At 70.7% G+C, this 19062-nt stretch carries 19 protein-coding genes and 1 other RNA gene; 3 read left to right on the top strand and 17 right to left on the bottom strand.

Features of this window, described 5'->3' with window-relative positions; translation table 11 throughout:
- Window positions 1–56: 56 nt before the first annotated feature.
- The 9 genes from ACFY2Z_RS33745 to ACFY2Z_RS33785 all read right to left on the bottom strand — a co-directional run bounded on the left by ACFY2Z_RS33745 (window position 57) and on the right by ACFY2Z_RS33785 (window position 11245).
- A complete protein-coding gene (locus ACFY2Z_RS33745) occupies window positions 57–1481 on the bottom strand; it encodes an NAD-dependent malic enzyme (RefSeq protein WP_390747858.1) in 1425 nt (474 codons plus the stop codon).
- 417 nt (window positions 1482–1898) lie between these two features.
- Complete coding sequence (locus ACFY2Z_RS33750; protein ID WP_390747859.1) at window positions 1899–4208, bottom strand: HelD family protein; 2310 nt, start codon at window positions 4206–4208, stop codon at window positions 1899–1901.
- A 151-nt stretch (window positions 4209–4359) separates the two neighbouring features.
- Entirely contained in the window at window positions 4360–5181 is an 822-nt protein-coding gene (locus tag ACFY2Z_RS33755; protein ID WP_390747860.1) for a zf-HC2 domain-containing protein, read from the bottom strand.
- Window positions 5178–5714 (bottom strand): sigma-70 family RNA polymerase sigma factor, encoded by a 537-nt coding sequence (locus tag ACFY2Z_RS33760; protein ID WP_234517176.1) that lies wholly within the window; start codon window positions 5712–5714, stop codon window positions 5178–5180. The genes ACFY2Z_RS33755 and ACFY2Z_RS33760 overlap by 4 nt, the downstream gene beginning before the upstream one ends.
- 454 nt (window positions 5715–6168) lie before the next feature.
- Window positions 6169–6756: a CGNR zinc finger domain-containing protein gene (locus tag ACFY2Z_RS33765; RefSeq protein WP_390747861.1), complete on the bottom strand. Its 588-nt coding sequence runs from the start codon at window positions 6754–6756 to the stop codon at window positions 6169–6171.
- 7 nt (window positions 6757–6763) lie between these two features.
- Window positions 6764–7312 carry a DUF4328 domain-containing protein gene (locus ACFY2Z_RS33770; protein ID WP_390747862.1) on the bottom strand — a complete coding sequence of 183 codons (549 nt, stop codon included), beginning with the start codon at window positions 7310–7312 and terminating at the stop codon, window positions 6764–6766.
- Between the two features lie 30 nt (window positions 7313–7342).
- Window positions 7343–8494: a uroporphyrinogen-III synthase gene (locus ACFY2Z_RS33775; RefSeq protein ID WP_390747863.1), complete on the bottom strand. Its 1152-nt coding sequence runs from the start codon at window positions 8492–8494 to the stop codon at window positions 7343–7345.
- Between the two features lie 117 nt (window positions 8495–8611).
- The gene (locus tag ACFY2Z_RS33780) at window positions 8612–9994 is read right to left on the bottom strand and encodes a nitrate/nitrite transporter (RefSeq protein WP_390747864.1); all 1383 of its coding nucleotides are present in this window, start codon (window positions 9992–9994) and stop codon (window positions 8612–8614) included.
- Between the two features lie 258 nt (window positions 9995–10252).
- Window positions 10253–11245: a LysR family transcriptional regulator gene (locus ACFY2Z_RS33785; RefSeq protein WP_390747865.1), complete on the bottom strand. Its 993-nt coding sequence runs from the start codon at window positions 11243–11245 to the stop codon at window positions 10253–10255.
- An 83-nt stretch (window positions 11246–11328) separates the two neighbouring features.
- Here ACFY2Z_RS33785 and ACFY2Z_RS33790 point away from each other — a divergent pair, with 83 nt between their 5' ends.
- Window positions 11329–12570: an MFS transporter gene (locus ACFY2Z_RS33790; RefSeq protein ID WP_390747866.1), complete on the top strand. Its 1242-nt coding sequence runs from the start codon at window positions 11329–11331 to the stop codon at window positions 12568–12570.
- Window positions 12571–12619: 49 nt separating this feature from the next.
- Here the strand turns inward: ACFY2Z_RS33790 and ACFY2Z_RS33795 are convergent, their stop codons facing one another.
- Together ACFY2Z_RS33795 and ACFY2Z_RS33800 are read right to left on the bottom strand one after the other, a co-directional pair.
- A complete protein-coding gene (locus tag ACFY2Z_RS33795) occupies window positions 12620–12832 on the bottom strand; it encodes a DUF397 domain-containing protein (protein WP_390747867.1) in 213 nt (70 codons plus the stop codon).
- Complete coding sequence (locus ACFY2Z_RS33800) at window positions 12829–13647, bottom strand: helix-turn-helix domain-containing protein (protein WP_390747868.1); 819 nt, start codon at window positions 13645–13647, stop codon at window positions 12829–12831. The genes ACFY2Z_RS33795 and ACFY2Z_RS33800 overlap by 4 nt, the downstream gene beginning before the upstream one ends.
- Before the next feature lie 132 nt (window positions 13648–13779).
- Here ACFY2Z_RS33800 and ACFY2Z_RS33805 point away from each other — a divergent pair, with 132 nt between their 5' ends.
- Entirely contained in the window at window positions 13780–14229 is a 450-nt protein-coding gene (locus tag ACFY2Z_RS33805; protein WP_390747869.1) for an ATP-binding protein, read from the top strand.
- A 12-nt stretch (window positions 14230–14241) separates the two neighbouring features.
- Here ACFY2Z_RS33805 and ACFY2Z_RS33810 read toward each other — a convergent pair whose 3' ends face one another.
- From ACFY2Z_RS33810 to ftsE, 6 genes are all read right to left on the bottom strand, one after another.
- Window positions 14242–14415 carry a hypothetical protein gene (locus tag ACFY2Z_RS33810; protein WP_390747870.1) on the bottom strand — a complete coding sequence of 58 codons (174 nt, stop codon included), beginning with the start codon at window positions 14413–14415 and terminating at the stop codon, window positions 14242–14244.
- A gap of 90 nt (window positions 14416–14505) precedes the next feature.
- Window positions 14506–14874, bottom strand: a transfer-messenger RNA (tmRNA) gene (gene ssrA / locus ACFY2Z_RS33815).
- Window positions 14875–15071: 197 nt separating this feature from the next.
- The gene (gene smpB / locus ACFY2Z_RS33820; protein WP_311692279.1) at window positions 15072–15551 is read right to left on the bottom strand and encodes an SsrA-binding protein SmpB; all 480 of its coding nucleotides are present in this window, start codon (window positions 15549–15551) and stop codon (window positions 15072–15074) included.
- A 68-nt stretch (window positions 15552–15619) separates the two neighbouring features.
- Window positions 15620–16792, bottom strand: a complete 1173-nt coding sequence (locus tag ACFY2Z_RS33825) for a S41 family peptidase (protein ID WP_390747871.1) — start codon at window positions 16790–16792, stop codon at window positions 15620–15622.
- A 67-nt stretch (window positions 16793–16859) separates the two neighbouring features.
- On the bottom strand, window positions 16860–17780 hold the full coding sequence (ftsX, locus tag ACFY2Z_RS33830; protein WP_390747872.1) for a permease-like cell division protein FtsX: 921 nt from the start codon (window positions 17778–17780) through the stop codon (window positions 16860–16862).
- Window positions 17781–17808: 28 nt separating this feature from the next.
- Window positions 17809–18498 carry a cell division ATP-binding protein FtsE gene (ftsE, locus tag ACFY2Z_RS33835; protein ID WP_311692274.1) on the bottom strand — a complete coding sequence of 230 codons (690 nt, stop codon included), beginning with the start codon at window positions 18496–18498 and terminating at the stop codon, window positions 17809–17811.
- A gap of 257 nt (window positions 18499–18755) precedes the next feature.
- Here ftsE and ACFY2Z_RS33840 point away from each other — a divergent pair, with 257 nt between their 5' ends.
- On the top strand, window positions 18756–18947 hold the full coding sequence (locus ACFY2Z_RS33840; protein WP_355904482.1) for a hypothetical protein: 192 nt from the start codon (window positions 18756–18758) through the stop codon (window positions 18945–18947).
- Window positions 18948–19062: the final 115 nt, after the last annotated feature.

The raw sequence follows: 19062 nt of genomic DNA on the forward strand, positions 1-19062 counted from the left end.
CCGCGCCCGCTCCGGCGGCAGCCCGCCGGACCGGCGGGCCCGTGGCCGGAGCGCGCCTACGCGCCCGTCGCCGACTCTCCCGCCGCCTTGACGGCGTCCCGCACCGCTCCGGCGACGGCGCCCGCGACCTTGTCGTTGAACACGCTCGGAATGATGTAGTTCGGGTTGAGCTCGTCCTCGGTGACCACGTCCGCGAGGGCGGTCGCGGCGGCCAGCATCATGTCCGTGCTGACCGTGCGGGACTGCGCGTCCAGCAGGCCGCGGAAGACGCCGGGGAACACCAGGACGTTGTTGATCTGGTTGGGGAAGTCGGAGCGGCCCGTGGCCACAACTGCCGCCGTCTGACGGGCGATTGCGGGGTCGACCTCGGGGTCGGGGTTCGCGAGCGCGAACACGATGGCACCGTCGGCCATGGCCGCCACGTCCTCGCCGTCGAGGACGTTCGGCGCGGAGACGCCGATGAAGACGTCGGCGCCGCGGACGGCCTCCTTGAGGGTGCCGGTGAGGCCCTCGTGGTTGGTGTTGTCGGCGATCCAGCGCAGCGGCGAGTCCAGGGCGGCGCCCACCAGGTCCTCGCGGCCCGCGTGCACCACACCGTGGATGTCGGCGACGACGGCGCTCTTCACACCTGCCGCGAGCAGCAGCTTGAGGATGGCCGTACCGGCCGCGCCGGCGCCCGACATCACGACGCGCACCTGCTCAATCGCCTTGCCCACCACGCGAAGTGCGTTGGTCAGCGCGGCGAGCACGACGATCGCGGTGCCGTGCTGGTCGTCGTGGAAGACGGGAATGTCGAGGGCCTCGCGCAGCCGGGCCTCGATCTCGAAGCAGCGGGGCGCGGAGATGTCCTCCAGGTTGATGCCCGCGAAGCCGGGGGCGATCGCCTTGACGATCTCCACGATCGCGTCGGTGTCCTGGGTGTCGAGGCAGATCGGCCAGGCGTCGATGCCCGCGAACCGCTTGAAGAGGGCCGCCTTGCCCTCCATGACGGGCAGCGCGGCCATGGGACCGATGTTGCCGAGACCCAGCACGGCCGACCCGTCCGTCACGACCGCAACGGAGTTGCGCTTGATGGTCAGACGGCGGGCGTCCTCGGGGTTCTCCGCGATTGCCATGCACACGCGGGCCACACCCGGCGTGTAGATCATGGAGAGGTCGTCACGGTTGCGGATCGGGTGCTTCGACGCCATCTCGATCTTGCCGCCGAGGTGCATGAGGAACGTACGGTCGGAGACCTTGCCGAGGGTCACGCCCTCGATGCCCCGCAGCTGCCCGACGATCTCCTCGGCGTGGGAGGTCGAGGTGGCGGCGATCGTCACGTCGATACGGAGCTTCTCGTGGCCGGACGCGGTGACGTCGAGGCCGGTGACCGAGCCTCCGGAGGACTCCACGGCGGTGGTGAGCTGCGAGACTGCGGTTCCGCTCGCGGGCACCTCCAGCCGGATCGTCATCGAGTAGGAGACGCTGGGCGCCGTTGCCATGGCCGACTTCCTTCTGCTTTCACCGTGTCGCTGAGCTGTGCCGTCCGATCGTCGCACCTACCCCTGAGTACGTGGTAGTCGCCCTGGATTGCGTACGTTTTGTTCCCACTAAGGGACTGAATTCGGAAGGCGCTTTCCGAAACACGGAAGTCGGCAGGCACTTCGCGGACAAGGAAAGAGGCCCTCGTCACGTCGTGACGAGGGCCTCCCCTGCGTTCAGTGACACCGACCCGCCATGCTCGCCTCGCGGCAAGTGGTCGCTCGAAGCGACTAAGGTTGGGCCCGGGGGCTTGGATCGGGCCGGTGCCACACCAAGGCTAACAAACAGATCCCGCAAGGCCATTCCCCTGCGGAGAGTTCATCTTCCGTACGAGTGGGCCGCGCTCCCGGACGGCGCAGGCGCGGCCCCCGTACGGCTCAGTCGCGAAGCAGGTCGGGCACCCCGGCCGCGTCCGGCTCGTCCCGCTCGCCCGAGACCACCGTCAGCTGCTGGGTCGCCCGGGTCAGCGCCACGTACAGCACCCGCAGACCCGCGGGGCTCTCGTCGGCGATCTCCGCGGGCGTGACGACGACCGTCGCGTCGTACTCCAGCCCCTTGGCCTCCAGGCTGCCGAGCGCCACCACCCGGTCACCGAGCCCGTCCAGCCAGCGGGCCGCCTCCTCGCGCCGGTTCATGGCGACGACCACGCCGACCGTGCCGTCGACCAGGCCGAGCAGGCGCTCCGCCTCCGCGCGGACGGTCGCCGCCAGGGAGTCGCGGACGACGGCGAAGCGCGGCTCGACGCCGGTGGAGCGGACCGCCGAGGGCGCCTGCGAACCCGGCATCGCCAGCGCGAGCACCTTGGACGCCAGATCGGCGATCTCCGCCGGGTTGCGGTAGTTGACCGTGAGCGTGAAGCGGCGCCGGGGCCGGGTGCCCAGGGCCTCGTCCCGGGCCTCGGCCGCCTCGTCCGGGTCGGACCAGGACGACTGGGCCGGGTCGCCGACCACGGTCCAGGTGGCGTGCCGGCCGCGCCGCCCGACCATCCGCCACTGCATCGGCGTCAGGTCCTGGGCCTCGTCGACGATCACGTGCGCGTACTCGACCCGCTCCCGGGCGAGCCGCTCGGCGCGCTCACGCTGGGACTCCTCGCGAACCGGCATCAGCTCCTCCAGCCCGGTGAGCTGATCGAGCGGGTCCAGCTCGCGCTTCTTCTTCGGGCGGGCCGGCAGACCGAGGATGGCCTCCAGCTCGTCCAGCATCGCCACGTCGTGCACGGACAGCCCGTCCCGCCTCAGGGAGCGCGCGACCCTGCGCACCTCGCCGGGGTTGAGGATGCGCCGGGCCCAGCGGCCCAGCTTCCTCTCGTCGGCCATCGCGTCCAGCACGGCCCGGGGGGTCAGCTCGGGCCACCAGGCGTCCAGGAACTCCAGGAAGGAGTCCTCGTCGGAGACGTCCTCGTCGAAGGAGGAGCGCAGCTCGGCGGCCAGCTCGGGGTCGGCGTGCCGGGTCGCGGCGCCGGACTGTGCGTACAGGGCGTCCAGCAGGAGCTTGCGGGCGCGCGGCCGGAGCAGGTTCACCGGGGCGCTGCCGCTGAGGGCGTTGTGCCGGATCCGCTCCAGCTCCTCGGCCTCCAGTTCGAGGCGGCGCCCGAAGGCGACGACGCGCAGCCGGGCCGGCGCGCCGTTGCGTTCCAGGGCCCCGCGGGCGGCCTTCCTGAGCACCTTGAGCATGCGGTACGAGCCCTTGGCGCGGGCCAGGGACGGGGAGTCGTACAGCGTGGCCTCCACGCCGTCGACCAGGGAGCCGATGGCGCGGATGGCGACCTGGCCCTCCTCGCCGAGCGAGGGCAGCACGCCCTCGGTGTACGCGACCAGCAGCGGGGTGGGCGAGACGATCAGAATGCCGCCCGCGTATCTGCGCCGGTCCTGGTAGAGCAGGTATGCGGCCCGGTGCAGGGCGACGGCGGTCTTGCCGGTGCCGGGGCCGCCCTCGACGTGGGTCACGGAGGCGGCGGGGGCGCGGATCACCAGGTCCTGCTCGGCCTGGATGGACGCCACGATGTCCCGCATGGTGTGGGTGCGGGCCTGGCCGAGGGCCGCCATCAGGGCGCCGTCGCCGATCACCGGCAGCTCGTGGCCGTCGAGGGTCGCCTTCAGCTCGGGGCGCATCAGGTCGTCCTCGACGCCGAGCACCCGGCGGCCCTTGGAGCGGATGACCCGGCGGCGCACGACCCGCCCGGGGTCGACCGGGGTGGACCGGTAGAAGGGGGCGGCGGCCGGTGCCCGCCAGTCGATGACCAGGGGCGCGTACTCCTCGTCGAGGACGCCGAGACGGCCGATGTACAGGGTCTCGGCGATGTCGGCGGTGTTGTCGGGGCGGACCGCGCCCTCGGCCGGCTCGACGGCCGTGTACGCGCCGTCCGGTCCCTTCTTGCCGTCCTTGCCGAGCAGCAGGTCGATCCGGCCGAAGAGGAAGTCCTCGAACTCGTTGTTGAGCCGGTTGAGGTGGATGCCCGCCCGGAACACCTGGGCGTCCCGCTCGGCCAGCGCGCCGGGCGTGCCGACGTGGCCGCGCTGGGCGGCGTCGTTCATCAGGAACTCCGCCTCGTGGATCTTCTCCTCGAGACGCCGGTACACCCGGTCCAGGTGTTCCTGTTCGGCGTTGATCTCCTGGTCGCGGACCGAGTCGTGCGCGGACTTGCCGGCCGGACCGAGCGCCGTTTCCTGCTGAACCTGAGCGGCCACCGGGCCCCCTTCTGACGTGCTGGGCAGCCGTCCACCGTACGCGAAAGGGGCCCGCAGAGGCTACGGACCTGCTACGGACCCCTTGCACACGTCGGCCCGCGGCATGCTCGACCGTACGCCGCGGGAAATGCTCAGGCAGCTGCGCGAACGCCTACGCGTTCACCTCCACCAGCCGCTTTCCGTCGAACGTCATGACCTCGAAGTGGTCGATCTGGTTCGGCGTGAAGGCGGCACCACCGTGCACGTACAGCGGTTTCATCGCCTCCTGGGACTTGGCGTTCATGATGCCGTAGCCCCGCTCGGGGACGGACCAGGACGTGACCGTCTCGCGCTCGCCGTTCTTGCCGACCGCGATCAGGGAGCACTTGAGCGGACCCTTGACGTTCTTCAGCTGAAGCACGGCGTGGGTGCCCCAGTCCCTGGGCTCCAGCGCGACCACGGCGTTGACCTTGGTGCTCGGGTCGGTCGCCGCGTGCTTGTCCTTCATGACCTGGAAGGCCTGCTGGGCGGGGCCCATGGCCATCGGGTCCTGGACGGTGCCGCTGTCGCCGCCGTTCACCGCCATCACGGTGAGCGGGCCGCCGATGATCAGCGCTGCCGCGGCCGCCACGAGGTAGAAACCGCGGCGGCGCTTCTGGGCGCGCCGCTCGGACACCTCGTCCACCAGTCGCTCCACCAGCCGTGGACTGGGCTTCGCGGACAGGGACTCCCCGATGGCGGGGCTGCCCTGACTGCCGGGCAGGTCCGCGAGTGCGGCCAGCATCGGCTCCATGCCCGCGAGCTCGTCCAGCTGCTGGGCGCACCAGTCGCAGGTGGCGAGATGGGCCTCGAAGGCCGTCGCCTCGGCGTCGTCCAGTATCCCGAGGGCGTAGGCACCTACGGTCTCGTGGATGTCGCCCTCTCCCTGTGGACCCTGGGGACCTCTTACGGCCCCTGGGCCGCCAGTGCCGAACCCCCCGTACAGGTTGCTCATGCCGTCACCCCCCGCTCCTCCAGTGCCAGCTTCATGGAACGCAGGGCGTAGAACACCCTGGAGCGCACCGTTCCACTGGGGATGCCGAGCGTTTCGGCCGCCTCATTGACCGTACGCCCTTTGAAGTACGTTTCGACCAGGACCTCCCTGTGTGCCGGGGTCAGGTCGTCCAGCGCGTCCGACAGTGTCATCAGCCACAACGCCTTGTCGATCTCGTCCTCCGCGGGGATGACCTCCAGCGGCGACGGGTCGACCTCCTGCGGCCGGGCCTGCCGGCTGCGGTGGCCGTCGATGACGATGCGCCGGGCGACCGTCACCAGCCAGGGGCGTACCGAACCGGTCGCTCGATTGAGCTGGCCGGCGTTCTTCCAGGCACGGATGAGTGTCTCCTGCACGACGTCCTCGGCTCGCTGCCGGTCGCCCGCGACCAGCCGGAGCACATAGGCGAGCAGGGGTCCTGCGTGTTCCCTGTACAGGGCGCGCATCAACTCCTCGTCCGGCTCGGTCGAGGAAGACGCCGAGGACGAGGTCATGCGATGTCGGGCCCTTGGCCTTCGTTCATCAGCCACGGCGGAATCCTTGCGCACGCCTACCTCCGGTGTCCGGGGGTTCCCCCAGTCGGTCGCTCATATCCGGGTACGCAGGCAGAGGCCTCCGTGTTCAAAGTGAAAGGGAAAATTTCTTGGACGAGGTGTGCGGAGCCCTGTTTGCGGGCACCCATTTCTCCCTCAACTGGACATACGGTCGCCACGCCCAGGAGACCCAGGTCACAGCATGCGGAAGCTTCACTTCCGGGTATCGCCCGCCCACCCTGTGAAAATTTGGCTTGACTTTGATGGAGGAATTGTCGAGGTCGGCCGCTTCAACGGTCACTTTCAGCCACTGTTTGCGGTGAGTCGCCCGTTTTCCACGAGTTCTGCGAATCCCCCCATTTACCGCTGAGAACCCGCTTTCGGCCCGCGTTCCTCGACCGTGCCGCTATGCCCGCTACGCCCGCGCGAGAGCGGCCCGGCGGCGGTGGCGGGCCACCCGCTCCCGGTTGCCGCAGACCTCGCTGGAGCACCAACGGCGGCGCCGGCCGCGGGAGGTGTCCAGGTAGACGATGGGGCAGTTGTCCCCCTCGCACTGCCGCAGGCTCGCCCGGGCGCCGGGGTCCGTCAGCAGCTCGATCGCCTCCCGGGCCACCACGGCCAGCAGCTCCCCGGAGCCCGGCAGCGCGCGCAGCCGCCGCACCAGTACGCCGCCCTCCGCGCGGACCGCGCACAGCACGGGCGGTGCCTGTCGCGCCACGGCGTTCACTCGCGCCAACGCCCCTTCCGCGGGCTGCCCGTCCAGTTCCCCGCGCACCAACACGCCGAGGTGGAGCCGTAGTTCCCGGAAGTCCCTCAGCCATCCCGCGTCCACCCCCGCGAGCGGGGTGCCCACGGGCACCAGCCCGGCACCGGTGATCCAGGCCCGCAACCTCTCGACCGAGTCGAGCCGTTCCTCGGGATGCGTCGTCGTCAGCAGATCCAGACAGATCCGCCCGGAGTCGAACCGCAGCTCGTACGGGGCCGTGGCCGTGCCGGATGCCATGTGCCTGTCACCGCCTTGGAGCCGCCGCCGCGAGCGACGGCCGGTGAGGTCCGCCAGGGGGCGCGTCCGCGCGGGAGCACCCAGGGTTCGTACCCTCGTTCGTACCCCCTACAGTGCTCGCCCGCACCTGCCCCGGGGAAGGCTCCTGGCGTCGATGCGGCTCAGGTCCGGGTGAGCGGTTCGGCCGGTGACACCGCCGGGAAGCCGGCGCTCTGCAGTGCCGTGGTCGTTGGATCACACAGATCACCAGGGCGGCCGCGACCACCAACAGCCCCTGCCTGACCACCAGAAGGGCCAGGCGGTCACCCTCCCCCGTCAAGAACCCCGCCGCGACCACACCGTGCCCGGCCCATGCCGCCCACCAGGCGTTCACCAGGCCTTCGCGGGGAGCCGTCCCGCTCGCGCCGTCGCCGGCGCGCCGCACGTCGAGGAGGAGCCGCCGCGGCACCCACAGGTTGACCACCGGGACGAGCCAGGCCGGCACCGCCCAGGCGTCGGATCCGGCGGCGGCAGCAGGGGACAGCACGCGCGCGTTCCGCCCGGAGCGCTGGACCACACCAGGAAGAGCACAGCCGCCGTCGTCATCTCACGGTCCGGCGTACTTGGAGTCCGCCGCGGGGTCCAGCGCCAGGCGGTAACCGCGTTTGACCACCGTCTGGATCAGTTTCGGGGAGCCCAGGGCCGTGCGCAGCCGGGCCATCGCCGTCTCCACCGCGTGCTCGTCGCTTCCGGAACCCGGCAGGGCCCGGAGCAGTTCGGCCCGGGAGACCACCCAGCCGGGGCGCCGGGACAGCGCGCGCAACAGGGACATCCCGGCGGGCGGTACGGGCCGCAGCGTTCCGTCCACCAGCACGGCGTGGCCGCGGATCTCCATCTGGTGACCGGCGACGGGCAGCGTACGGGCGCGGGCGGGCAGTTCACGGCACAGCAGCTGGACGAGCGGGCCGAGCCGGAAGCGTTCCGGCTGGACCGTGTCGACGCCGTGGGCCTGGAGCGGCAGCCCGGTGACGGGTCCGACGCAGGCGGGCAGCACATCGTGGTGGAACGCGGCCAGCAGCCCGGGCAGCAGCCCCCGCTCCTCGGCGCGGGAGAGCACGGACGCGGCAGCGGGCGCGCTGGTGAAGGTGAGGGCGTCCAGACCGCGGGCGACGGCCGCGTCCAGCAGCCGGTCCAGCGGTGCGATGTCCTCCGGCGGCATCCACCGGTACACCGGCACCCCGACGACCTCGGCGCCCCCGGCGCGCAGCGCCTCCACGAAGCCGGGCAGCGGCTCGCCGTGCAGCTGGACGGCGACCCGGCGGCCCTCGACGCCCTCCTCCAGGAGCCGGTCGAGCACCTCGGCCAGGGACTCGGAGGTGGGCGACCACTCCTCGGTCAGCCCGGCCGCCCTGATCGCGCCCTTCACCTTGGGGCCGCGCGCGAGCAGCCGCACCCCGCGCAGCCCGGTCACCAGCGCCTCGCCGAGCCCCCAGCCGTCGGCGGCCTCGATCCAGCCGCGGAAGCCGATCGCGGTGGTGGCCACCACGAGATCCGGCGGCCGGCCGATCAACTCCTTGGTGGTCGCGAGCAGTTCACCGTCGTCGGAGAGCGGCACGATCCGCAGGGCGGGCCCGTGCAGCACGTTCGCGCCGCGTCGCTGGAGCAGGGCGCCCAGCTCGTCGGCCCGCCGCGCGGCCGTCACACCCACGGTGAAACCCGCGAGCGGGCCGTGTTCTGGTCGCTGCTGTTCGTCGTACATCGCTCTCGTCCCGCACTAAAGTCGGCATACCGGTCGTACGCGCCGTACCTCTGTGCCTATCGAGCCTGTCAACGGCGCATGACAGGCTCGGTTCGGCTTCATGTCACCGGTGTTACGTCACACCTCCGCATAGCCGAGCCGGTGCTTCGCCTCCGACGCGGCGGCTTCGGCCCGGGCCTGGCCGGCCGGGCGGCGGAGGTATACGGCCCAGGTGACCACGAAGGCCACGCCGTAGAAGGCGAGGAAGGCGACGCAGGCGCCCGTGCCGGAGCCGTAGGAGAGGAAGGACTGCCGGAAGGCGAGGTTGATGCCGACGCCGCCGAGCGCGCCCACCGCGCCGATGAGCCCCATGGCGGCCCCGGACAACCGTCGCCCGTACGCCGCGGCCTCCTCGCCCCTCAGCCCCTTCGCGAGGGCCTTGGCCTGGAAGATCCCTGGGATCATCTTGTACGTCGACCCGTTGCCGAGCCCGCTGAGCACGAACAGCACCACGAACGCGGCCACGAACAGCGGCAGCGACTTCTGCGTCCCGGCGACGACCAGGACCGCGGTCGCGCCGGCCATGGCGACGAAGTTCCACAGGGTGATCCTCGCGCCGCTGTAGCGGTCGGCCAGCCATCCGCCGACGGGACGGATGAGGGAGCCGAGGAGCGGGCCCACGAAGGTGAGGTACGCCGCCTGGAGCGGGGTCCGCCCGAACTGGCTCTGCAGCACCTGTCCGAAGGCGAAGCTGTAGCCGATGAAGGAGCCGAAGGTGCCGACGTAGAGGAAGGCCATGATCCAGGTGTGCGCCTCCTTGGCGGCGTCCTTCGCGGCGCCGGTGTCGTTCCTGACGGACGCGATGTTGTCCATGAAGAGCGCGGCGAGGACGGCGGCGACGACGATGAGCGGGATGTAGAGGGCGAGCAGCACCCGGGGCCCGCCGTGCGCCCCGATGACGGCGAGGGCCACGAGCTGGATGACGGGCACGCCGATGTTGCCGCCGCCGGCGTTGATCCCGAGGGCCCATCCCTTCCTCCGCAGCGGGAAGAAGGCGTTGATGTTGGTCATGGAGGAGGCGAAGTTGCCGCCGCCGATCCCGGCGAGCAGTCCGACCCACAGGAAGGTGGAGAAGGACGTGCCCGGTTTCATGACCACGAGCGCGGCGATCGTCGGGACGAGCAGGGAACAGGCCGAGACGATCGTCCAGTTCCGCCCGCCGAAGACGGCGACGGCGAAGGTGTAGGGCACCCGGACGACCGCCCCGACGAGCGTGACCACCGAGGTGAGCAGGAACTTGTCGGCGGGGGTGAGCCCGTACTCGGGGCCCATGAACAGGACGAGCACGGACCACAGGGTCCAGACCGAGAACCCGACGTGCTCGGAGAGGACGGAGAGGACGAGGTTGCGCCGGGCCACGCGCCGGCCGGTCCTCTGCCAGAAGGTCTCGTCCTCCGGATCCCAGTGCTCGATCCAGCGGCCTCCCCTGCTCGGGGCGGGGGCTGTGCTCGGGGCTGTCATGACGCCTCCACGGTTCTCCGGTGCCCGGGTGTCGTGGGTCCTGAAGGTAGGAAGACAGCGTTTCCGCACTGTGCCCGCGAGTGACCGCGAGGGAACGTTGCTCTCACGGGACGGGGAACGGCGCGGTGAGGGGCCTGCCGCGCGCCGTCACCGCCAGGGCGTGTTGCGAAGGGGGGCGTGCATGGCGTCGCGAGGCAGGCGGGACTTTCGCGACATGCCCTCGTGCGCCCCGGGTGGCCGGCCCACGACCGGGGCGCACTACCGCTCGGCCCGCCCCGGTCCGGTCTCCATGACCTCCGCGTCGGCGGCGGGGATCCAGGCCCCGGGGAGCCGCCGCAGCCACCCCTCGGCGGCACCGGTCTCGGCCGCCGCCCGGCGCAGCGCGTCGATCCCGGGGTGGATCGTGTCCTTGCGCCACACCAGCGACACGGGGGACAGCGGCACCGGGTCGACCAGCGGCCGCAGGACCGTGCGCGGCATGGGCGGGAAGTCCGTCACCGCCAGGATCGGATGCCCCCGCTTCGCCATGATCCGCTGGAACTCGTCCTTCCCGACGGCCAGCGGGGCGGGCGGTGCGATGTCGATGCCCCGGTCCTCGAACAGGCGGCGCGCGAGGTCGGTCCACTCCGGTGTCCGGGGGTTCCCGGCGCCCGCGTAGACGGTCTCCCCGGCCAGTGCCGACAGCGGGACCTCGGCCAGGGGTGCCCGCCTGTGGCTCTCGGGCAGGATGATCGCCATCCGCTCGTAGCGCACGGGCTGCTGTTCGAGCCGTGCCCGGACCGCCGGGTCCAGCCCGGCGAACCGCCCGAACGACGCGTCGAGGCGCCCGGCGAGGATCTCACCGGCGGCCCCCGTCAGACCGCTCTCATAACGCGTCATCAGCTCGACGTCCGGGACCAGTTCACGGGCCCGGTCGAGAACGCGCACGCCGATCAGCCCCGGGCTGTTGACGTCCACCAGCAGGGGCCGGTCGGACTCACCGTCCCGCCCGAACGCGGCGAGCAGCGCGCCGTGCGCCTCCAGCACCCGGCGTGCGTACGGCAGCAGGCGGGCACCGTCCGGGGTCAGGGACACCTGCCGGGTGGTGCGGAGGAACAGCTCGGCGCCCAACTCCCGTTCCAGTCGCCGGATGTCGCGGCTGAGCGCCTGCTGGGCGACATACAGACGGGTCGCGGCGCGCGTGAAGTGCAGTTCCTCGGCGACGGCGAGAAAGGCGCGCAGCAGGCGGGGGTCGACGGTGGGGACGGGCATCCGCAGAACCTACAACCCAGGTGCGTGAATGGCCACGGAGTAAGTGTTGGACCGCAGGTCAGGGGCCGCGCGACGGTGGTTGCATGCCTCAACCGTCGCCCACCCTCGCCGCCCGGCCCGGCAACCCCTACCGCCGTCTGTTCACCGTGCCCGGCGCCCGCGCCTTCACGATCGGGAACCTCATGGCCCGGCTTCCCATCGGCATGTTCAGCGTGAGCGCGGTCATCATGATCGCGGGCGCCCGGGGCTCGTACGCCCTCGCCGGCGCCGTCACCGCGACCGGCCTCGCGGCGACGGCCGTGGCCGGCCCCTGGGTGGCGCGGCTGATCGACCGCCACGGCCAGGCGCGGATCGCGGTGCCCGCGACCGCGTTCGCCTTGCTCGGCGGTGTGGCCCTGCTGCTCTGCGTGCACTACGACGCCCCGGGCTGGGCCTTGTGCGCCGCCTACGCCGCCACCGCCACGACCCCCAATATCGGCGGTCTGTCGCGCGCCCGCTGGGCCCACCTCCTCCATGACGACCCGGTCGCCCTGCACACCGCGAACTCCTTCGAACAGGCGGCCGACGAGCTGTGCTTCATGCTCGGCCCGGTGCTCGCCGTCCTCCTGTGCACCCGGCTCTTCCCTGAGGCCGGGACCCTGATCGGCGGGATCCTGCTGCTCACAGGCATGCTGGTGTTCACGGCACAGCGCGCCACGGAACCGCCGCCGAGCCGGGACCTCCCGGCCCAGGCCCCTTTCCGCAGCCCGGGCATGCCCCCGCTCCTCCTCGGTCTGCTCGCCACCGGCGCGGTGTTCGGATCGATGGAGGTCGTCACCATCGCGTTCGCGGACGCCCAGGGCCACAAGGGGCTCGCCGGTCCGGTCCTCGCGCTCCAGGCCGCGGGATCGTGCGCGGCCGGCCTGCTCTACGGCACACGGCGGCCCGCGGGGCCTCCCGAGCGCCGCTATCTGTGGTGCCTGGCGGTCATGGCCGCCCTCATGTCGGGGCCCCTGCTCGCGGCCCGCATCACCGACTCCCTCGCCGCCCTCGCCCCTGCCCTGCTCCTCGCGGGCATGGCCACCGCGCCCACGATGGTCACCGCGATGTCCCTGGTCCAGCAGCGCACGCCGAAGGGCCGCCTGAACGAAGGCATGACCCTCGCGGTCACCGCCCTGCTGGGAGGTGTGGCCTGCGGCTCAGCCACGGGCGGCTGGGCGGCGGAGCACCTGTCACCGACGGCCGGTTTCACTGTGCCGGCCGCCGCGGCGGGAGTTGCCCTGCTGATCGCCGCGGGCCACCGGTGGGCGGCAGGCATGTCCACCGCTGCACGCGCTCGTTCTTGACGCGCCCGCAGAGGGAGCTGCGGGCAGGTGGGCGGGCCGAGTCCGGAAGTCAGACGTCGAAGGAGGCGTACGCGAGGAACGCGCTCCAGGCGTCCGGGGGGACGGTGAAGCGGGGGCTGCGAGCGCCGAGTTTCGAGTCGCGGACGTGGACGGTGCGGCGGATGCTGTGGCTGGAGTCGCATGAGGCGTGGGCGACTTCGACACATTCGCCGCCACCGCTGTTGCTGTAGCTGGACTTGAACCAGACCAACTCGGTGCTCACAGCTCCTCCACCAACTTCGCGATGAACCGCGCCGACTCGTCAGGGCTGAGAGCCTGCCGGAGGATCATGGCATGCCTCTGAACGATGGCGCTGACCTTATCGGCGTCTGCATACAGCCTTCCCGTCTCGTGCCCCTCTTCATAGACCAGCGACTCGTGCTCGGCGGTTTCCATCAGCACGAACGGGCCATCCACACCGGGACCCGCGCCCACGAACAGCAGCACCTGGATCGTCACGTTGCGCGCATCGCCCGCCTCCGACAGCCGGAGTAACTGCCGCTTGTGCACTCCGGCGCCGCCGACCGGGTTCCTCAGCGCCGCCTCCCCGATGACGAAACTGAACGCCCGGGTGCGCTTGTTCAGCAGTGCTTGGCGCTCCAGCCGCCCTGCGACCCGCTCATCGATCGTCTCGTCATCGAGCGGGGGCAGGTACGCGTTGAGCAACGCCCGCATGGTCTCCTCTGTCTGCAGGAGACCCGGAATGTGGAGGGGCTGATAGGAGCCCAAGGAGATCGCGTCGGCTTCGTACCGCACGTAGTCCTCTGCATACGAGCGGAACCTCTCCGGCTTCAGGTACTCATGAGCCGCGACCAACTTGCCCCGCGCCCCGCACATCTGATCCGCCACCTGTAACAGCCTCAGCGTCGGGCGTCGCCTCCCGCACTCCATCGACTTGACGTACTCGTAGTCGTAGCCGGCCTCGTCGGCCAGTGACTGACGGCTGACGCCCGCCTCCTCCCGCCACAACTTGACCTGACCACCGCAGTACCGCCAGTTCTGCTGCGCCTGCTGGGACTCCCCCGAAGCCACGCGCACCCACCCGCCTCCCGCTGCCACGCCGGGTACAGCCACGCCGCGTACCCGTTCCGCCACTCCCGAGGCTAGGCAGCAGCCACCAGCCTGATCACGGCAAACGACGGAGAATCACACGCAAGGAACCCTGCACGCATGCCGACGCCTCCCGCGGGCCCCGCTTCCCGCCCGTCCCCTTCCGCGCTCCCGAAGGACATCGAGTGGCGCCTGCCCCGCCACGCCCGCAGCGTGGCCCGGGCCCGCGCCCTCCTCCGTGATCAGGCCGCATCCTGGAAACTCCCCGACGAGGTGACGGAAGCGGCGGTGCTCCTGCTCAGCGAGCTGATGACGAACGCCTACCGCCACGCCAGGGTCTCCCCCGGCCGCGAGATCCGGGCCCGCTGCGTCCTGGAGGCCGACCGCCTCCGCGTCTCTGTGACGGACGCGAACGACACGCTGCCCACGCCCCGCCAGGCCGCGCCGGACGACGAGTCCGGCCGGGGCCTGGCCCTGGTGGCGGCGCTGGCGGAGAAGTGGGGCGCGGAACCTCGTGCCGCCGGCATCGGCAAGACCGTCTGGTTCGAGCTGCGGATCACCGCCCAGTAGTCCGTTACCGGCTCAGCCGAGCCCCCAGGCCCGCCCGAGCCGGTACGCGGCGCACAGGTTCACGTCGAGGAGGTAGGCACCGGCCGTCCCGCACTGCTCGGTCCCGCTGCCGGGGTCGACGGGCTGGCCGTGCCCCATACCGGTGACGCTGTACGTCTGCCGGGCCGCGAGGGTGGCCAGTGGCACGCGACATTGGCCGAATTCCGCCCCGCTGTACGTACGGGAACGACGAAGGCCCCGCCGCTCGAAAGCAGCAGGGCCTTGCCTACATGGGGTAAGTGGAGATGGCGGGAATCGAACCCGCGTCCAACGGTGCGGAATCAGGGCTTCTCCGTGTGCAGTTCGCTTCGCTTTTCTCGGCCCCGGAGATCACGCGAACAAGTCTCCGACGGGCTCAGTCACTGTTAGATTTCCCTCTTCACCCCGTGACCGGGATCAAGGTTTAGTCCCCTAGCTGATGCCAGGATCCGGGTCGGGAACAGCCCCGGGCTGACACTTCGCAAGTCGCTACTTAGGCAGCGAGGGCGAAGGAATCGCGCTTGGTGTTGGCGATTATTGTTTTCGGCCTGTGGTTTACGAGATCATGGCCGCTTCCTCGACACGCTTCCCCTGCTTCGACAGCCGCTGTCGAAACCGATCATCCCCATGTTGATTTTTCAATGCTCACACCGGCACGCGGTGCAGGCAGCATCGTACGTGACCAACGTGCCTCGATGCCAGCGTATTCCCGGCGGTCATCCCGTCGTGGTACCTGGTTCAACGGTGCCGGGCGCCGGATCATTCCCCGCCAGGGCAACTCAGGCCGCCCGTCGCCGGGGCCGCTCACCCGCTGCCAGGGCCGCTCAGGCCCGCTGCCGGCGCCGTACCGCGGACATCGCCCGGTCGGCCTCGCGGCGGTCCTGCTTCTCGCGGAGCGTCTGCCGCTTGTCGTACTCCTTCTTACCCCTCGCCAGCGCGATCTCGATCTTGGCCCGGCCGTCCTTGAAGTACAGGGCGAGGGGCACGATCGTGTGACCCGTCTCCTGGGACTTGGACTCCAGCTTGTCGATCTCGACCCGGTGCAGCAGCAGCTTCCGCTTGCGGCGCGCGCTGTGGTTCGTCCAGGTGCCCTGGCTGTACTCCGGGACATGGACGTTGTGCAGCCACGCCTCGTGCGCGTCCAGCTGCACGAAGCCGTCGACCAGCGAGGCCCGCCCCTGGCGCAGCGACTTGACCTCGGTCCCGGTCAGGACGAGGCCTGCCTCGTACGTGTCGAGGATGTGGTAGTCGTGCCGCGCCTTCTTGTTCTGCGCGATCAGCTTGCGCCCTTTTTCCTTTGCCATAGTGCCGTCCATTTTCGCACTACAGGGGGGTGTGAAGGGAAGCCGATTACGGAGGGTGGCGCGCGTCGCTACGAAGCGTCGCCCAGGCCGCTGAGCACGGTCTCGGCCCGTTCGAGCACCTCGTCCCCGGCCTCCAGGTCCGGGGTGATGCCCCGGCCGTCGACCTTGTGGCCCGCGGGGGTGCGGTAGTGCCCGACGGTCAGCTCCGCCACGGAGCCGTCGGGCAGTCGGCTCGGCATCTGGATCGAGCCCTTGCCGAAGGTGCGGGTGCCCACGACGACCGCGCGACCGCGGTCCTGGAGGGCACCGGTGAGCAGCTCGGCCGCGCTCATCGTGCCGCCGTCGACGAGCGCGACCAGGGGTCTGGTGGTGTCGCCACCCGGTTCGGCGTGCAGGGCCCGCTGGTCGCCGTGGACGTCGTACGTCGCCACGAGTCCGCCGTCGAGGAAGGCGGAGGCGGCGGTGACAGCTTCGGTGACCAGGCCGCCGGAGTTGCCGCGCAGGTCGAGGACGATCCCGCCGCCCACCGGGGCGTGGTCGACGGCGTTGCGCACGAGGTCGCCGGAGCCCTTGGTGAAGGACGCGATCCTGATCAGGGTGACGCCCCCGGCGAGCCGGCGCACGGTCACCGAGTCGGTGGACAGCCGGGCCCGGCGCAGTTCCTCGCTCCACGTGCGCGTGCCGCGCTCCAGGCCGACTCTGACCCGGCTGCCGGCGGCCGCGCCGTCGGTGCCGTCGGAGTCGCCGCGGAGTAAGGAGACGACCTCGGTGACGGGCCTGCCGTCGACGTCCTCGCCGTCGACGCTGCGCAGCCGGTCACCGCTGCGGATCCCGGCGGCGGCCGCGGGCGAGCCGGGCTGTACGTCGGTCACCTCGATCCGGCCGTCGCGCTCGCGCCGGGCCGACAGTCCGACGCCCGTGTACTGGCCGTCGAGGGCCTCCTGGAACTCCTGGTACTCGCCCTGGGAGTAGACGGCGCTCCAGCGGTCGCCGCTGCGGCTGACGGCGCGCTCGGCTGCCTCCATGGGCGACTTGCCGTCGGCCACGGCCCGTTCGGCCGCCTCGGTGACGGCGTCGCTGTGGCCCGCGGGGACCGCGGCCTCGGCGTCAGGGGTCTTCCGGACGGTCTCGCCGAACGAGCCCGTCGCGGCACCGGCCACGAGGACACTCGCGAAGACCAACGTCAGAGCCGCCCCGTGGCGAACGCGGCGGGGCTGACAGAACAGGTCACGGCCGGACATGCGGGTGAGTCTAGGACAACGCAAAGGGCCGCACGGACGGTTGCCCGTACGGCCCTGTTGGCGTGCGTCACACCTTCAGGTACTTGCGCAACGCGAAGAACGCGGCCAGCGCCGGCATCAGAAGGCTGGTGGCGAGTATCAGGGGGAGCTTGGTCAGGACGGCGTCCCAGCCGATGAAGTTGATGAGGTTCAGCTTGTGGGACAGGTCCAGGCCGTGGTCGATGATGAAGTAGCGCGCGACCAGGAGGAACCCGCACGCCAGCGTGCCGCCGATGAGCCCGGCGACCGCGGCCTCCATGATGAACGGCGCCTGGATGTAGAAACCGGAGGCGCCGACCAGGCGCATGATGCCGGTCTCACGACGACGGCTGAACGCGGAGACACGCACCGTGTTGACGATCAGCATCAGCGCGACGATCAGCATCATCGCCATCACCGCTCGGGCGGCCCAGTTCATGCCGTTCAGCAGGCCGAAGAGGTTGTCGAGGATGCCCTTCTGGTCCTGCACCGACTGCACGCCGTCGCGGCCGTTGAAGGCGCTCGCGATGACCTGGTACTGCTCGGGGTTCTTCAGCTTGATGCGGTACGACTCCTGCATCTGGTCCGGGGTCAGCGAACTGGCCAGGGGGGAGTCGCCGAACTGCTCCTTGTAGTGCTTGTAGGCCTCGTCCTGGGACTCGTAGGTCACCTTCTGGACCACGGACGTCATCTTGTCGAGGTCGGTGAGGATCTGCTTCTTCTGCTCCTCGGTGACCGCGCCCTTGGAGCAGTTGGGGTCGGACTCCGCGTCGCTCTTGTTGCACAGGAAGATCGAGACGTTGACCTTGTCGTACCAGTAGCCCTTCATCTGGGTCACCTGGTCGCTCATGAGGAGTGAGCCACCGAAGAGGGCCAGGGAGAGGGCGACCGAGACGATCACCGCGAAGGTCATCGTCAGATTGCGGCGGAGACCGACACCGATCTCCGACAGAACGAACTGGGCGCGCATGGCGTCTGCTCAAGCCTTTCCGTGGAACTCAGTGCTGGTAGCCGTAGACGCCGCGCGCCTGGTCGCGGACGAGGCGGCCCTTCTCCAGCTCGATGACGCGCTTGCGCATCTGGTCCACGATGTTCTGGTCGTGGGTCGCCATCACCACGGTCGTGCCCGTCCGGTTGATCCGGTCGAGCAGCTTCATGATGCCGACGGAGGTCTGCGGGTCGAGGTTGCCGGTGGGCTCGTCGCAGATGAGCAGCTTGGGCCGGTTCACGAAGGCCCGCGCGATGGCGACGCGCTGCTGCTCACCACCGGACAGCTCGCCGGGCATCCGGTCCTCCTTGCCGCCGAGCCCGACGAGGTCGAGCACCTGGGGCACGGACTTGCGGATCTCGCCGCGCGACTTGCCGATCACCTCCTGCGCGAAGGCCACGTTCTCGGCGACCGTCTTGTTCGGCAGCAGGCGGAAGTCCTGGAACACCGTCCCCAGCTGGCGCCGGATCTGCGGCACCTTCCAGTTGGAGACGCGGGCGAGGTCCTTGCCCAGAACGTGCACCTGTCCGGTGCTGCACCGCTCCTCGCGGAGGATCAGCCGCAGGAAGGTGGACTTTCCGGAGCCGGAGGACCCCACGAGGAAGACGAACTCGCCCTTCTCCACCTCCAGGGAGACATCCCGGAGGGCAGGGTGGTTCTGCTTGGGGTAGACCTTGGAGACATTGTCGAATCGGATCACGGATGCACCACGGGCCGTTGGGGGTAGGTGAGCGTGACCATACGCGAACCCGGTGCGCGAGCGCAGTCGCCGGGAGGGGTTGCAGAAGAGTTGCGCGTTTTGTCCCTTCCGCTGGAGCGCCTTGCCGCCTCTGCCGCCGGAGGCTTGGCCGGCGGACCCCGCGCAGCGACTCGCGGAACCTGGCACAGTGGAGTGGGGAACGGTTGCGTTCCCGGAGACGTTGTGTACGTGAAAGCGGCACAAGGAGGGCGAGGCGCATGACGTACGACCGATTGGTGTGCGCGAACTGCGCGGCGCCCGTGAATGAGGGTCGCTGCCCCGTCTGCCGGGCGAGCCGTGAGCGACTCCAGCAGGAGAGCCCCTGGTCAGGGCTGAATCCGGCGGCACTGATCGCGCTCCTGGCCGTACTGATCGCGGCCGTGGCGCTGCTGGCGCACCAGACGGCGTAGCGCACGACGCGGCCCCGGCACGGCCGCACGGCGCGCGGGCAGGCGCACGGGACCGGCGCGTGGCGCGCCGCCCCACGCGGGACCCCGGAGCGTGTCATGGCGGTCGGGAGACGAC

Source organism: Streptomyces sp. NPDC001222 (assembly GCF_042896945.1).
Taxonomy (GTDB): domain Bacteria; phylum Actinomycetota; class Actinomycetes; order Streptomycetales; family Streptomycetaceae; genus Streptomyces; species Streptomyces gibsoniae.